The organism is Sinorhizobium fredii USDA 257 (assembly GCF_000265205.3).
Classification (GTDB): domain Bacteria; phylum Pseudomonadota; class Alphaproteobacteria; order Rhizobiales; family Rhizobiaceae; genus Sinorhizobium; species Sinorhizobium fredii_B.
The window spans coordinates 51,555-67,203 of sequence record NC_018000.1; the positions used below are offsets into that span (position 1 = coordinate 51,555).

13 protein-coding genes are annotated in these 15,649 nt (G+C 64.3%); 5 read left to right on the top strand and 8 right to left on the bottom strand.

All coding sequences use genetic code 11. From position 1 onward, the window contains the following. The first annotated feature begins 151 nt into the window (after positions 1-151). Positions 152-865: a tRNA (guanine(46)-N(7))-methyltransferase TrmB gene (gene trmB, locus USDA257_RS00245; RefSeq protein WP_014760856.1), complete on the top strand. Its 714-nt coding sequence runs from the start codon at positions 152-154 to the stop codon at positions 863-865. A gap of 223 nt (positions 866-1,088) precedes the next feature. Here trmB and USDA257_RS00250 read toward each other — a convergent pair whose 3' ends face one another. Next, positions 1,089-1,346 (bottom strand): BQ00720 family protein, encoded by a 258-nt coding sequence (locus tag USDA257_RS00250; RefSeq protein ID WP_014760857.1) that lies wholly within the window; start codon positions 1,344-1,346, stop codon positions 1,089-1,091. Between the two features lie 49 nt (positions 1,347-1,395). Next, complete coding sequence (locus USDA257_RS00255) at positions 1,396-1,827, bottom strand: Hsp20 family protein (RefSeq protein WP_014760858.1); 432 nt, start codon at positions 1,825-1,827, stop codon at positions 1,396-1,398. Between the two features lie 252 nt (positions 1,828-2,079). Between USDA257_RS00255 and USDA257_RS00260 the strand changes: the two genes are divergently transcribed. Further along, complete coding sequence (locus USDA257_RS00260; RefSeq protein ID WP_014760859.1) at positions 2,080-3,024, top strand: nucleoside hydrolase; 945 nt, start codon at positions 2,080-2,082, stop codon at positions 3,022-3,024. 52 nt (positions 3,025-3,076) lie between these two features. On the opposite strand, the gene USDA257_RS00265 is transcribed toward USDA257_RS00260, so the two are convergent. The 3 genes from USDA257_RS00265 to USDA257_RS00275 form a co-directional block, all read right to left on the bottom strand. Next, on the bottom strand, positions 3,077-5,437 hold the full coding sequence (locus USDA257_RS00265) for a methyl-accepting chemotaxis protein (protein ID WP_014760860.1): 2,361 nt from the start codon (positions 5,435-5,437) through the stop codon (positions 3,077-3,079). 280 nt (positions 5,438-5,717) lie between these two features. Continuing rightward, positions 5,718-6,617: a ribokinase gene (locus tag USDA257_RS00270; protein ID WP_014760861.1), complete on the bottom strand. Its 900-nt coding sequence runs from the start codon at positions 6,615-6,617 to the stop codon at positions 5,718-5,720. Positions 6,618-6,668: 51 nt separating this feature from the next. Further along, entirely contained in the window at positions 6,669-7,922 is a 1,254-nt protein-coding gene (locus USDA257_RS00275; protein ID WP_014760862.1) for a DNA recombination protein RmuC, read from the bottom strand. Positions 7,923-8,039: 117 nt separating this feature from the next. Here USDA257_RS00275 and def point away from each other — a divergent pair, with 117 nt between their 5' ends. The 3 genes from def to truA all read left to right on the top strand — a co-directional run bounded on the left by def (position 8,040) and on the right by truA (position 10,427). After that, on the top strand, positions 8,040-8,564 hold the full coding sequence (gene def, locus USDA257_RS00280; RefSeq protein WP_014760863.1) for a peptide deformylase: 525 nt from the start codon (positions 8,040-8,042) through the stop codon (positions 8,562-8,564). Between the two features lie 184 nt (positions 8,565-8,748). After that, positions 8,749-9,684, top strand: coding sequence for a methionyl-tRNA formyltransferase (gene fmt / locus USDA257_RS00285; RefSeq protein ID WP_014760864.1), 936 nt, complete (start codon positions 8,749-8,751; stop codon positions 9,682-9,684). Next, entirely contained in the window at positions 9,684-10,427 is a 744-nt protein-coding gene (truA, locus tag USDA257_RS00290) for a tRNA pseudouridine(38-40) synthase TruA (protein ID WP_014760865.1), read from the top strand. Before fmt ends, truA begins: the two co-directional genes overlap by 1 nt. Positions 10,428-10,447: 20 nt before the next feature. On the opposite strand, the gene USDA257_RS00295 is transcribed toward truA, so the two are convergent. The 3 genes from USDA257_RS00295 to USDA257_RS00305 form a co-directional block, all read right to left on the bottom strand. Continuing rightward, positions 10,448-11,044 carry a hypothetical protein gene (locus USDA257_RS00295; protein ID WP_014760866.1) on the bottom strand — a complete coding sequence of 199 codons (597 nt, stop codon included), beginning with the start codon at positions 11,042-11,044 and terminating at the stop codon, positions 10,448-10,450. Continuing rightward, positions 11,028-12,224 (bottom strand): succinyl-diaminopimelate desuccinylase, encoded by a 1,197-nt coding sequence (dapE, locus tag USDA257_RS00300; protein ID WP_014760867.1) that lies wholly within the window; start codon positions 12,222-12,224, stop codon positions 11,028-11,030. The genes USDA257_RS00295 and dapE overlap by 17 nt, the downstream gene beginning before the upstream one ends. A gap of 159 nt (positions 12,225-12,383) precedes the next feature. Next, on the bottom strand, positions 12,384-15,569 hold the full coding sequence (locus USDA257_RS00305) for an efflux RND transporter permease subunit (RefSeq protein WP_014760868.1): 3,186 nt from the start codon (positions 15,567-15,569) through the stop codon (positions 12,384-12,386). Positions 15,570-15,649 lie beyond the last annotated feature (80 nt).

The following is a 15,649-nucleotide window of genomic DNA, read 5'->3' on the forward strand; positions in this document are numbered from 1 at the left end:
GATTTGGGGGCGGATGCTCGGAAGGAGCCTCCGCCCCTTTTGTTCGTGCGGGAAGGTGTGAACGTTGCGAGCCCGTGTCTGGACATACTGAAGTCGATCATGTTTGTGATCTTCGATCGAATGAGACCATCCCGATCCAAGGAAGAACGATATGACCGAACCGCGCCGCGCCAGAGCAACGGAGGCCTTTTTCGGCCGCCGCAAGGGTAAGCCGTTGCGGGAACGCCAGGCCGCGCAGATCGAGAACCTGCTGCCGGCCCTGAGGCTCGATCTCAAGGAGCCGGCGCCGGATGAACTGCCGGCGCTTTTCCCTGCTGCCGTGACGCGAATCCGTCTGGAAATCGGCTTCGGCGGTGGCGAACATCTCATTCATCGGGCGGCGGAGGACCCGTCCACCGGCTTCATCGGCGTGGAGCCCTTCGTCAATTCCATGGCAAAGCTGCTTGGGCAGATCGAAGCCAGAGAGATCGACAATGTCCGGCTTTATGACGACGATGCGACGCAGGTGCTCGATTGGCTACCCCTGGCCTCCGTCGATCAGATCGATCTGCTCTATCCCGATCCCTGGCCGAAACGGAAGCATTGGAAACGGCGTTTCGTCTCGAAGGTCAATCTCGACCGCTTCGCGCGCGTCCTGAAGCCCGGCGGCCGCTTCTGTTTCGCCTCCGATATCGACAGCTATGTCAATTGGACGCTCTTCCATTGCCGCGACCATGCGGCCTTCGAGTGGACAGCCGAAACATCGGCCGACTGGCTGACCCCCTTCGCCGGCTGGCCGAGCACGCGCTACGAAGCCAAGGCCCGCCGGGAAGGGCGCAGTTCCGCCTATCTGACGTTCCGTCGCGCTTACTGCATGTATCCTTAAATCGCATTCGATTTAAGGAAGAACATGCAGCAATTCAAAGTGCTACAGCGTCCTTTGTGCGTCTGAATAGACGCACGGCGCTGTAGGGGTAAACCCTCTCCTCGCGACGCGGAGAGGGGATTGGAGGCTCTGAGCCTTGCCGCGGGTCACCTTCGTCCAGCCGGCGGGGCGAAGTGGCCGGCAGGCGGGTGAGGGCGGACCGGGTGAGAACCCCGCGCGGGAATCAATGCAGACTGACGGTGCGAAGGTCGTCCTCGGCGGCCTTGAAGAAGGTGCTCGAGCGGTTGTCGGTCAAGAGAATCGGCGTGCCGTCCGCCGCGAACAGGGCCCAGAGATCGATTCCCGGTCCCATCTCGGGCGCTTCCGGAAAGCAGCGGGAGACCTCCTCCGATCGCATCTTGCGGATATAGCCGACTTCGCCCGCGCCGAGATGCGCAAGATCGTGCTTCGACAGCGATGAGGTGATGGCTTTCAGTCCCATGGTGATGCTCCGTGGTCGCCGGCGCGGGAGGAAAATCCCGCCGGTTATCCTATTCTGGGACCGAAATGTTAATTTTCTTTACCATACGGACCGGTTCGGGGCGCACCAGATCGACCGAAAGGAGGCCGTTTCGAAGCTCGGCGCCGAGCACCCGCATACCGTCGGCAAGCACGAAAGTCCGTTGAAATTGTCTGGCGGCGATGCCGCGATGGAGATAATCCTTTTCACCGGTTTCGACCTGACGACCGCGAATGACGAGCTGGTTCTCTTCCGTCGTCACTTCCAGATCCTCATCGGAAAACCCTGCGACGGCGAGCGTGATCCGCAGCCGTTCCGGCGTGCCGGCGGCGCTGTCGCCGCGAATGCGCTCGATGTTGTAGGGTGGGTATCCGTCGTTCGCCTTGGCGATCCGCTCGAGGGTCTTTTCCATGCTGTCGAAGCCCACCAGCAGCGGGCTCGTAAAAGGCGTAATCCTGCTCATTCCCAAGTCCTTGTGAGCTCAAGCGACCATCTTTCGGACCTGCCAGGCAGCATCCTTGGAAAGCAATATGGTAGCTGTGCGCAACGAGTGCAAGCGGCTTGCCTCGGCCGCGCACGCAAATCATAGTTCGCTGCGAAGGCGCAAATCCGGCGCAGGTGCAGGCTGCTGCATGGTAGTCTCCCTTTGCCGGATCGTTGGCCCACTAGGTCATGGCCTGGCATCCGAGACCATCCGGCTCGCAGGAGGAAGAAAGTGACAAACGCGAGAAAGATCATCATCGACACGGATCCGGGACAGGACGATGCAGCCGCGATCATGCTTGCTTTCGGCAGTCCGGAGGAAATCGACGTGCTCGGCATCACCGCCGTCGCCGGCAACGTGCCGCTGACGTTGACGACGCGCAACGCGCGGATCGTCTGCGAGCTCTGCAACAGAACCGACGTCAAGATCTTTGCCGGCGCCGAGCGGCCCGTCGCGCGCCCGCTGGTGACTGCCGAGCACGTGCACGGCAAGACCGGGCTCGACGGTCCCGAACTCAGCGAGCCGGCGATGCCGCTTCAAGAGCAGCACGCCGTCGATTTCATCATCGAGACGCTGCTTGCCGAAGCGCCGGGCGCGGTGACGCTCTGCACGCTGGGCCCGCTTACCAATATCGCCCTGGCGCTCACCAAGGCGCCGGAGATCGCGCCCCGGGTGCGGGAACTCGTGATGATGGGCGGCGGCTTCTTCGAAGGCGGCAACATCACGCCGGCGGCTGAATTCAACGTCTATGTCGATCCGGAAGCGGCCGAAATCGTCTTCCGTTCCGGCATCCCGATCGTGATGATGCCGCTCGACGTGACGCACCGGGTCCTCACCCACAAGGTCCGGGTCGAAAAGATACGCGCCATCGGCAGCCCGGCAGCGGTCGCACTGGCTGAAATGCTGGAGTTCTTCGAACGCTTCGACATCGAGAAATACGGCACCGACGGCGGCCCCCTACACGACCCGACGGTGATCGCCTATCTGTTGCGGCCGGAGCTCTTCACCGGCCGCGACTGCAATGTCGAAATCGAGACGGCCTCGGCACTGACCACCGGCATGACGGTGGTCGACTGGTGGCAGGTCACCGGCCGCAAGCACAATGCCAAGGTGATGCGCCACATCGACGACGAGGGCTTCTTCGACCTCCTGACCGACCGCCTGGCGCGCCTCTGAAAATGAAAACGGCGCCCCCGCTTGGGCGCCGTTTTCATCTTGTTTGGTTCGATCAGAACTCTTCCCAACTGCCTTGGGCGAGGGCGTTTGCGCCGGAGGTCTGGACGAGAACCCGCTGCGTCGAGCTCGAATAGCCGCGTGCCGCCGGCGTTTCCGCTGCCGGGCGGGGGGCCTCTGCGGTTCGCATCTTGGCGGCGGTGCCGCGCAGCATGTCGGCGGAAGACTGTGTCTGCTCCCGCTGGGCCACGCGGAACCGCGAGACCAGTTCGGTCAGCGACCGGGCCTCTTCGTTCAGCGTCATGCCGGCGGCCGTCGTCTCTTCGACCATCGCCGCATTCTGCTGCGTCACCTGATCCATCTGGTTGACGGCCGAGTTGATCTCCTTGAGGCCGACGGCCTGCTCCGAGGCGGAGCTGGAGATCTGGCGGATAAGGCCGTTGATCTGCACCACCTGATCGGCGATCTTCCTGAGCGCGCCGCCCGTCTTGCCGACGAGATCGACGCCCTCGCGCACCTGTCCCGCCGAGGTGTTGATCAAGGTCTTGATCTCCTTGGCGGCATTGGCAGAGCGTTGGGCAAGCTCGCGGACCTCCTGCGCGACGACCGCGAAACCCTTGCCGGCCTCGCCGGCGCGAGCGGCCTCGACACCCGCATTGAGGGCGAGCAGGTTCGTCTGGAAGGCGATCTCGTCGATGACGCCGATGATGCGACTGACCTCGTGCGAGGACTGCTCGATGCCCTGCATCGCGGCGATCGCCTTCTGGACGACCGCACCGGACTGCTCGGCATCGCTGCTCGCGAGCTCGACCGACTTTGCCGCGATCTTGGCGTTTTCGGCGCTGGCATCGACTTGCGACGTCAGCTGGTCGAGGGCGGCGGCGGTTTCCTCGAGGCTTGCGGCCTGCTGCTCGGTCCGGTGCGAGAGGTCGTTGGCGGCGCTTGAAATCTCGCCGGTGCCGCTGCCGATGTTGACGACCGAATGATTGACGGTGCGGATCGTCTCTTCGAGGCTCTCGATCGTCGCATTGAAGTCGCGCTTCAGCTGGGCGTACTCGCCCGGGAAATCGTCGGCGATCCGGTAGGCCAGGTCGCCGGAAGCGAGATGCGAGAGGCCCTTGCCGAGGCGCGCGACGATATCGCGTTGCAGCGCGCCGGTCTCGGCCCGCTCGGTTTCCGAGCGGCTGCGCTCCAGTTCGGCCTGTTCGCGCTCGCGACGGGCTTCACCTTCGAGGCGCTTTGCGTCGGCAAGCTGGTGACGGAAGCCTTCGAGCGCCTTGGCGACCGAGCCGGTCTCGTCGGAGCGGTCCTGGCCGGAGATCGGCTTTGCATAGTCGCCATTGCTGAGCGTTTCGACGTCGCGGACGAGCCCGGCGAGCGGCTTCTGGACATAGCGGCGGACGGCGAGATAGAGGCCGGCGAGCACGGCTGCGAGGACGACGATACCGCCGATGATCATCATATAGGTCTGATCGTTGACTGGCGCATTGATGGCGGTGCGCGGCACGTCGACAAGGATAACCCAGTTGGCATTCACATCTGGCAGTTTGAAGGGATAGACGACGCGGTCGAAGGGCGCGTTTCCGTCATAGGTCAGGTTCCTGATCATGCCTGACGCTTTGGACGACAGCGCGTTCTTTATGACGTCTTCACCCTCGCCTTCATAGTCCTTCATCAGGAGATCGGGAATCGGCGCGGCGAGCCACTTGCCATCCTGCGATAGCAGGTAGACGCGACCCGAACCGAACGGCTTGAGCGTTGCGAGCCGGTCGGCAAGCGAGGCGAGCGAGATGTCGACGCCGGAAACGCCGATCATCTTGCCGTCGGACATCACCGGATAGGCCAGCGATGTCATCGTCGTCGGAACGTCGGTGCCTTCAGCCATGTAAGGCTGGGTGATGGCGCCTTTGCCGCTCTTGGCGGCAAGGCTGTACCATTCGGCCGCATAGTCCGCACGGAAGGTCGAGAGCTGTGCCTTGCCGTTACGATCCTTCGACCAATAAGGCGTGAACGCGCCTTCCGCATTGCCGCCGAGTTCGATGCTATTGACGACGTCCTTGCCGTCAAAGGCTTTCGGCGCTTCGGCGAACCAGCTGCCGAAGGCGAAGTCGTGCTGGTCGAGATTTGCCTTCAACAGGTTGATGGCGCCGGCACGGTCGGTCGATTTCCCGGCATGCCCGCGGCCGAGCACACCCGACATCGTCCGGGCAGCGGCGGCGAGCTCTCCGACGCTGCCGGCGATATCGGCGGCAATCGCGCGAGCCTCCGTCTTGGCGCCGTCGAAGACTAGCGTCTCGACACGATCCTGGGTCTGCGAGATGAGAACGAAATTCGACGCGAGCAGCACGAGCCCGATTGTCCCGCCCGTGACGGCGATCAGCTTGGTGGCTAGCGATTTGGCATGGAAGTTGAACATGAAATCCTCACGCACGAGAGGTCCGCAGGTTTGTGCCTGCGGCATGACATTCCAAAATATGGGTGAAGCTCCCTCATGGAGCGCGTGATGCCGACCGGCACGAACGAAGCGGCCCGCTGCGCGTGGGTCGCTCGCAATCTGGATAGATCATCAAAGATTAAAATACGGCCAATATCCGGGCCAATTCCTGGCCCTCCAAAGTGGATTCTGCGCGGCAAGCATCGTTGCCGCGCCAAATCCTATCCAGATTGCGAAACGGGCAGAAATTGGCGGTCGCGGGTCAAAGACGCGCGGCGACCTCGGAGTCGAGCGGTATGGACGGCTGCGCTCCCGCTTTCAGGCAGGCGAGCGACCCGGCAACCGCGGCGCGGCGCAGCGCATCGGGGAAGGCGAGGCCCGCGTCCAGGCTGGCCGCGAGATAGCCGCAGAACGTATCGCCGGCCCCGACAGTGTCGACCGGCTCAATGGCCAGCCCCCTGGCGCGATGGATTTCGCCCTGATGGGCGGCGGCAACCCCTTCGGCGCCGAGCGTGACGATGACGGTTTGTCCGGTTTCATCGTGGAGGCCTTTTATCGCCGCTTCCCGTTCGGCGCCGGCGATCCCGCTTCTGCCCGCGAGCAGCTCAAACTCGGTCTCGTTGGCGATCACGATATCGGCCATGCGGCCGAGGCGGGCGGCCTCCGGCGTCAGCGGCGCGATATTAATGATCGAGCGGATGCCGCGGCGTTTTGCCTCTACGAGCGCCTTTTCCACCGAGGCAGCGGGAATTTCGAGCTGCAGCATCAGCGTGTCGCCGGCCGACATCTGCTCGACGGCGGAAACCGCGTCGCCCTCGCTCACCGTGGCATTGGCGCTGGCGACGACGACGATGACGTTCTCGCCATCGCCGCCGACCAGGATATGCGCGGTCCCGGTCGGTGCGCCGACGGTCTTGGTGAGGCCAAGGTCGGTGCCAGCAGCCTTGAGCAGGGCAAGCGCGCCTTCCGCGAAGCTGTCCGAGCCGACGGCGCCGGCCATGCGGACAGAAGCACCGGCGCGACGGGCTGCCAGCGCCTGGTTTGCGCCCTTGCCGCCGGCGGCGGTGGAAAAGCCCGTTCCGGCGACGGTTTCGCCGGGCTTCGGAAGGCGTGCGGTCGTGGCGATCAGGTCCACGTTGATGGACCCAAAGACAGTGATCATGTGAAGGTATCCCGTCGGGTTGCTGATTTTGCCGGAGAGTGCCCGAGCCTGTCAGTCCTCGTCAACCACCCGCAGCTTCAATTGCCCGATGCGGTTGTCGACCGTCCGGTCACCCCTGTCGCCCGCAGCCTTGTCGCCCGCAGCCTTGTCGCCCGTCGCCTTGTCTCCCGCCGCCTTGGCGTCCTGCGCGACCGGCGTGACCGCTTGCAGCTCGAGCGCCTCGATCTTGGCGCCGCGCCGCGTCAGCTTGTCCGAGGAGATCAAGATGTCTTCGACGTCCTTCTGCGTCATGGCGAAGTGCCCCTGCAGCTTTCTGACCCGTTCGTCGAGCCGCGACAAATCCTCCATGAGCCGCACCACCTCGCCCTGGATCAGATGCGCCTGCTCGCGCATGCGGGCATCCTTGAGGATCGCCTGGATCACCTGGATGGAGAGGAGCAGCAGCGACGGCGAGACGATGACGACACGCTGGCGATGGGCCTTCTGCACGATGGCTTCGAAATGCTCGTGGATTTCGGCGAAGATCGATTCGGACGGAACGAAGAGGAAGGCCGTGTCCTGCGTTTCGCCGGCGAGCAGGTATTTGCTGGCGACATCGCGAATGTGCACCTCCATGTCGCGCCGGAAGGACTGCGCCGCCTGTTGGCGCCGCTCGGCACTCGGCGCATCGCGCATGGCGTTCCAGGCTTCGAGCGGGAACTTCGCGTCGATGACGAGCGGCGGCTGGTCGTTCGGCATGCGGATGATGCAATCCGGCCGCGCGCCGTTCGAGAGCGTCGCCTGGAAGGTGAAGGCGCCCATGGGCAGGCCGTCGGCCACGATCGCCTCCATGCGCGACTGGCCGACGGCGCCGCGTGTCTGCTTGTTGGCAAGAATGCTCTGCAGCCCGGCCATGTCTTTCGCGAGCGACTGGATGTTGTTTTGGGCGCTGTCGATGACCGCCAGCCGCTCCTGCAGCCGCCGCAGGTTCTCATGCGTCGCCTTCGTCTGCTCGCTGATCGAGGCGCCGATCCGGTGCGTCATACCGTCGATGCGCTGGCTGAGCGTTTGATTGAGTTCTGTCTGCCGCGTGCCGAACACCTCCGCCATCGCGGCGATGCGTCCCTGCATCTCGGTCTGCGCCGCCAGGAGCGCCGATAGCTGCCGGTCCCGGTCGTCGGCGTCAAGCGCGCGCGCCCTGCGAGCGGATGCAATCGCTAGCAAAACGAACAGGAGAGCGGCAACGGTGACCAGGTGGCCAGCCGTTACGGGAAAGGTGCCGATGAGGAACAACGGCTGGTCGAAGGCAAAGGCATTGGGCTCCATGGCCGCAGCCTAAACAGATTCGCATCCAAAAACCAGATCAAACCAAGAACAAACTGTGGATGCTGTCGCTCGGCAATTTTCTTGCGCCCGCACTGAAAGATCGGCTATGGGAGCAGCATGACGATCAAGCCGCTCATCATTCTTCCCGATCCCGTTCTGCGCCAGGTATCCACGCCGGTAGAGACGATCGACGACGACATTCGCCGCCTTGCCGACGATATGCTCGAGACCATGTATGACGCCCCCGGCATCGGTCTCGCGGCGATCCAGATCGGCGTGCCGAGACGCCTGCTCGTCCTCGACGTCTCGAAAGAGGGCGAAGAGAAGAAGCCTTTGGTTTTCATCAATCCGAAGATCGTCCGGTCCTCCGAGGAGCGCTCGGTCTACGAGGAAGGCTGCCTGTCGATTCCGGACTACTATGCCGAGGTCGAGCGGCCGGCGGCGATCACCGTCGAATTTCGCGACCGCGACGGCAAGGAGCAATCGGTCGAGGCCGACGGTCTGCTCGCCACCTGCCTGCAGCACGAGATCGATCATCTGAACGGCGTTCTGTTCATCGACTATATCTCCAAGCTTAAGCGCGACATGGTGATCCGCAAGTTCACCAAGGCAGCCAAGACACGCGGCGCCAAGGCGATTTGATCGTCGCACACTGCGTCGAGCGACGCTTGAACCGGAGCCGCTGCCCTGTTTCGGGCGACTACTGCATGTCTCCTTAAATCGACTTCGATTTAAGGACAAAGACATGCAGCAATTCAAAGTGCTACAGCGACCTTTGCGCGCCTGATAAGGCGCGCGGCGCTGTAGAGAGACGGAGTTCACCGCCTTGCCGCTTCGCATCATCTTCATGGGCACGCCGGAATTCTCGGTGCCGACGCTCTCCGCCCTCGTCGAGGCCCGCCACGAGATCGCCGCCGTTTATACGCAGCCGCCGCGCCCCGGCGGCCGGCGCGGCCTGGATCTCAAGAAGTCGCCGGTGCATCAGGCGGCCGAACTTCTCGGCGTTCCGGTGTTGACGCCCGTCAACTTCAGGGACGCGGCGGATCGGCAGACCTTTCGCGATTTTGACGCCGATGTCGCGGTCGTCGTCGCCTATGGTCTGCTTTTGCCGGAGGAAATCCTCTCGGGCACCCGCCACGGCTGCTATAACGGTCACGCTTCGCTCCTGCCACGCTGGCGGGGTGCGGCACCGATCCAGCGGGCGATCATGGCCGGCGATCGCGAAACCGGCATGATGGTGATGAAGATGGACAAGGGGCTCGACACCGGCCCCGTCGCCCTCACAAAGACTGTGCCGATCGGCGAGACGATGACGGCCGGCGAACTGCACGACAAGCTGATGCATGTCGGGGCGGCGCTGATGAAGGAAGCGATGGCGAAGCTCGAGGCGGACGAACTGACGCTGACGCCGCAGCCCGAGGAAGGCGTCGTCTACGCCGCCAAGATCGCCAAGGACGAGACGCGCGTCGACTTCACGAGATCGGCGGCCGACGTACACAACCATATCCGCGGTCTGTCGCCTTTTCCGGGCACCTGGTTCGAACTCGAGATCGCCGGACGGATTGAGCGCATCAAGGTGCTGGGCTCGGAGCCTGCGGCAGCGGCCGGCTCGCCCGGCACGGTTCTGGACGATGCCTTGACGATCGCCTGCGGTGAGGGAGCAGTTCGGCCGACGCGCTTGCAGCGGGCGGGCGGCAAGTCGCTTGCCACGCCGGAGTTCCTGCGCGGCACGCCGATCGGCGTCGGCACGAGGATTGCCTGATGCCGCGCTATCGCCTGACCGTCGAATATGACGGGTCCGACTATGTCGGCTGGCAGCGGCAGGAGAACGGCCCCTCCGTCCAGGGGGCAATCGAGAAGGCGGTCCTGTCCTTGACCGGCGAAACCGTCTCGATCCGCGGCGCCGGCCGAACCGATTCCGGCGTTCACGCCATGGGCCAGGTGGCGCATCTCGACCTGACGCGCGAATGGGCGAGCCATACGCTGCGCAATGCGCTCAACGCCCACCTGGCGCTTGCCGCCGAGCGGGTCTCGATCCTCGACGCGGCGGAAGCGCCGCCGGAATTCGACGCGCGCTTCTCGGCCCGCCGCAGGCATTATCTCTATCGCATCATCTCCCGCCGCTCGCCGCTGGCGCTCGAGGCGCGGCGCGCCTGGTGGGTGCCGAAGACGCTCGACCACGAGGCGATGCACACGGCGGCGCAACACCTCGTCGGCCATCACGATTTCACCACGTTTCGGTCGGCCCATTGCCAGGCGACCAGCCCGCTGCGCACCATCGATCGGCTGGACGTGACACGCAGCGGCGAACTGATCGAGATCCGGGCGACGGCGCAGAGCTTCCTGCATAACCAGATCCGCTCCTTCGCCGGCTCGCTGAAGCTTGTCGGCGAGGGCAAGTGGACGCCCGACGACCTCAAGGCGGCACTCGAAGCGCGCGACCGCAAGGCTTGCGGACCCGTCGCCCCGCCGGAAGGTCTTTACTTCATGCAGGTCGATTACTGACCGTCCGGCGCTGATCTCACTCAGCCGGGCATCAACCCGAAGAAGTGCTGAAGATATTGTGCGAGCATCATCGACGGCAGCAGGTAAAGCGCCGTCAGCGCCGAGGCGAGCAGGTTCTGGTTGCCGGTTATCGTGCGCAGCAGCCGGAAGAGCAGGACGACGCCGGCAATAAGGACGATCAGCGAAAAAAGGGCCGTGAGCTGATGGCCTCCTCGAGCGAGAAGGAGGATCGCAGCCGGGATTGCCATGGCATAGGAAAGCGGCACCGAGAGCCAGTTCGTGGTGACGACCACAGGCACGACCAGTGCGCTAAATCCGAGGGGTCGCGAAAGGGCGGCGACCAGCACGATCGGCAGCAGCCAACTGACGAGATCGACGACGAGCAATTTTAGGAAAAAGGCGATGCCGACTGTCGTGCCGCTCGGCATCGCCGAAAGATAGTAGAGCCGCCAGGATGCCCAGGACACGGCCATGGCCGGCAGCGACCAGAGGATCGCCGAGAACGAGCGCCACAGGCCGCCTTCGCTGATGTCCAGCCATTGATAGCCTTCGCGGTTGCCCTGGACCAGCAGCCAGAGCCCCTTGATATAGGCAAGAACCTCATCGATCAGCGGCATGGCCGAACCAGCGGGCGACGAAGGTTTCGTAGATCTCGGTCAAGGTTTCGAGATCGGCGGTGGCGACGCGCTCGTCGACCATGTGCATCGTCTGGCCGACGAGGCCGAATTCGACCACCGGGCAATAGTCCTTGATGAAGCGGGCGTCCGACGTACCGCCGGTGGTGGAGAGCTTCGGCCGCCGCCCGGTCACGGCCTCGACCGCGCCGGAAAGCGAATCGATCAGCGCATTGCTGCGCGTCAAGAAGACGTGGCTCGGCCGCTCGTTCCAGACGATCTCGTATTTGACCGGATCGCGCCCTGGCCGGAGCGCGCCATCGCGCGCGGCGCGATCGAGCCGGGCGACGATCTCCGCCATCAGGCTCTCGGCTGTCCAGCGGTCGTTGAAGCGGATGTTGAAGGCGGCGCTCGCCTTGGCCGGGATGACGTTGACGGCGGCATTGCCGACGTCGATCGTCGTCACCTCCAGATTGGACGGCTGGAAGTTCTCGGTACCGTTGTCGAAGGGCGGATCCATCAGCGCTTGTGTGAGCTGCAGGACGCCGCGCACCGGATTGTCGGCGAGGTGCGGATAGGCCGCGTGGCCCTGCACGCCGCGGACGGTGATCCGGCCGGAAAGCGAACCGCGCCGGCCGATCTTGATCATGTCGCCGAGGCTCTCCGGATTGGTCGGCTCGCCGACGAGGCAGGCGTCCCAGCGCTCGCCTTTTCCAGCAGCCCATTCGAGGAGTTTCACGGTGCCGTTGATCGCCGGGCCTTCCTCGTCGCCGGTGATGAGGAAGGAGATCGAGCCGTTCGGACGGCCATGCTTTTCGATATGGCGGGCGACCGCCGCGACGAAGCAGGCAATGCCGCCCTTCATGTCGACGGCGCCCCGCCCGTACATTTTGCCGCCGGCGATCGCGGCAGAAAAGGGCGGTTGGGTCCAGGCGGCTTCGTCGCCGACCGGCACGACGTCCGTATGGCCGGCGAACATCAGATGCGGGCCCTCGGCGCCGAGCCTGGCATAGAGGTTCTCGATATCCGGCGTTCCCGCCGCCCTCGCGACGACCCGATCGACCGTGAAGCCGAGCGGCGCCAGCATCGTTTCGAGAGCCGTCAACGCGCCGCCTTCGGCCGGAGTGACCGAGGGGCAACGGATGAGAGCGGCGAGATTGGAAATCGGATCGGTCGGGAACATCGAGCGGAATGCCTGCGGAGCCGGTGGGCCAAGGAACTGAGATTGCTGGTTTATCCGATCGGTCCTCAACTGTCACGCCCGATGAGACAGGCGCGAGCCGTTGAAACGAGAGCGGGCCGGACGATCGTCCGGCCCGCTGGATGCCGATGCCGCAGAACGCTATTCGCCCGGGGCGAGATGCGGAGCTTCGATATGGGCGCCTGCGTGCTTCAGCGGACGCTCGCCTGAAAGCTTGCGGATCAGCACGTAGAAGACCGGCGTCATGAAGATGCCGAAGGCAGTGACGCCGATCATCCCGGCAAAGACCGCGACCCCCATCGCCGACCGCATTTCCGCACCGGCGCCGGTCGAGGTGACGAGCGGCACCACGCCCATGATGAACGCCATCGAGGTCATCAGGATCGGCCTGAGGCGCAGCCGGCTCGCCTCGATCGCGGCGCTGACGGCGCTCTTGCCGGAGAGCTCGAGCTCGCGGGCGAACTCGACGATCAGGATCGCGTTCTTCGCCGATAGACCGACGAGAACGATCAGTCCGATCTGCGTGAAGACGTTGTTGTCGCCGCCGGTCAGCCAAACCCCTGTGAGCGCCGCCATGATGCCCATCGGAACGATCAGGATGATCGAGATCGGCAGCAGCAGGCTCTCATACTGGGCCGCGAGGACCAGATAGACGAGCAGCAGCGCCAGCGGGAAGATCAGGATCCCCGAATTGCCCGCGAGGATCTGCTGGTAGGTGAGGTCCGTCCACTCGAAAGAGATGCCGGGCGGCAGCGTCTCGGCGGCGATCCGCTCGATGGCGGCCTGCGCCTGGCCGGAGGAGAAGCCCGGTGCCGGCCCGCCATTGATGTCGGCGGCGAGGAAGCCATTGTAGCGGATCGCCCGCTCGGCGCCGACCGTCTGCTCGACCTTCAACAAGGCCGACAGCGGGATCATTTCGCCCGATTGCGAACGGACCTTCAGCTTGCCGATATCGTCGGCATGGCTGCGATAGTTCGCATCGGCCTGGATGCGCACGCTGTAGGTGCGGCCGAAGGCGTTGAAGTCGTTGACATAGAGCGAGCCCAGATAAATTTGCAGCGTCTCGAACACGTCGGTGACGGCGACGCCGAGCTGGCGCGCCTTGGTACGGTCGAGGTCGGCATAGAGCTGCGGCACGTTGATCTGGTAGCTCGAATAGAGCCCGGCCAGTTCCGGCGTCTGCGCCGCCTGCGCCAGGAAGGCCTTGGCCGCATCGTCGAGCGCCCGGTAGCCGAGTCCGTTCTTGTCCTCGATCTGCAGCTTGAAGCCGCCGGTCGTGCCGAGACCCTGGACGGGCGGCGGCGGAAACATGGCGATGAAGGCATCCTGGATCGCGCCGAACTCCTGGTTCAGTTGCATGGCGATCGCGCCGCCCGAGAGTTCCGGCGTCGTGCGCTCCTCGAATGGCTTCAGCGACACGAAGACGATGCCGGAGTTCGAGGAATTGGTGAAGCCGTTGATCGACAGGCCCGGGAAGGCGATCGCGTGCTCCACGCCCGGATGCTTGAGGGCGATGTCGCTCATGCGCCGGATGACGTCCTCCGAGCGGTCGAGCGTTGCCGCATCCGGCAACTGCGCGAAACCGATCAGATATTGCTTGTCCTGGGCCGGCACGAAGCCGCCGGGGACGGCGCGGAAGAGCGCGAAGGTGACCCCGAGCAGGATGACGTAGACGCCCATGATCAGCGACTTGCGCGTCAGGATACCGCCGACGCCACGGCCATAGGCCTCCGAGCTCGCTCCGAAGAAGCGGTTGAAGCCGCGGAAGAACCAGCCGAACAGCGCATCCATGATGCGCGTCAGACGGTCCTTCGGCGCGTGATGGTCCTTAAGGAGCAGGGCGGCGAGCGCCGGCGACAGCGTCAGCGAGTTCAAGGCGGAGATCACCGTCGAGATCGCGATGGTGAGCGCGAACTGGCGGTAGAACTGCCCGGTCAACCCGGTGATGAAGGCGAGCGGCACGAAGACGGCGACCAGCACCAGCGCGATCGCGATGATCGGGCCGGAGACCTCCTGCATGGCGCGATAGGTCGCCTGCACCGGCGAGAGGCCCTGCGCGATGTTGCGCTCGACGTTCTCGACCACGACGATCGCATCGTCGACGACGATGCCAATCGCCAGCACCAGGCCGAAGAGGCTCAGCGCATTGATCGAGAAGCCGAAGACGTACATCACCGCGAAGGTGCCGACGATCGAGACGGGAACGGCGACGAGCGGGATGATCGAGGCCCGCCAGGTCTGCAGGAAGACGATGACGACGAGCACGACCAGGGCGATTGCTTCGAGCAGAGTGTGTACGACCGATTCGATCGACGCTCGGACGAACTGCGTCGTGTCGTAGACGATCTCGTAGTCGACGCCCTCCGGCATGGTCTGCTTCAGCTCGGCCATCGCCTTGTGGATGTTTTCGGATATCTGGATGGCATTCGAGCCGGGCGCCTGGAAGACGCCCATGCCGACGGCAGCCTTGTTGTCGAGCAGTGAGCGCAGCGAATAGTCCGCCGCCCCCATCTCGACACGCGCGACATCGCCGAGGCGGGTGATCTCGCCATTGGCGCCGGACTTGACGACGATATTGGCAAAATCCTCCGGTGTTTTCAGGCGGCCCTGGGCATTGACGGAGAGCTGCAGGTCGAGCCCCGCAACGGAGGGCGAGGCGCCGATGACGCCCGCGGCCGCCTGGACGTTCTGCCCGCGGACGGCATTGGCAATGTCGCTCGCGGCGAGACCGCGCTCGGCGGCCTTTTCCGGGTCGACCCAGACGCGCATCGAATAGTCGCCGCCGCCGAAGATCTGTACCTGGCCGACACCCTCGACGCGTGCCAGCCGGTCCTTGACGTTCAAGACTCCGTAGTTGCGCAGATAGTTGATGTCATATTGGCCGTTCGGCGAGATCAGGTGCACGACGAGCGTCAGGTCCGGAGAGCTCTTCACTGTCGTGACGCCGAGCCGACGCACCTCTTCCGGCATGCGCGGCTCGGCCTGCGAGACGCGGTTCTGCACCAGCTGCTGGGCCTGGTCGGGGTCGGTGCCGAGCTCGAAGGTGACCGTCAGCGTCATCAGGCCGTCTGCCGTCGCCTGGCTCTGCATGTAGAGCATGCCTTCGACGCCGTTGATCTGCTCTTCGAGCGGTGTGGCGACGGTTTCGGCAATGACCGCCGGGTTGGCGCCTGGATATTGGGCGCGCACGACGATCTGCGGCGGCACGACCTCCGGATATTCGGAGATCGGCAGGCCGGTCATGCCGATCAGACCGGCGACGAAGATCAGCACGGAGAGAACGCCCGCGAAGACCGGGCGGTCGACGAAAAAGCGTGAGAAGTTCATAATGATCCCCCTTGGGAACTTCAGGCAATCGGAAGACGTCAACGGCGGAAAACTCCGCCGCGCGCCGATGCATGCCGTTT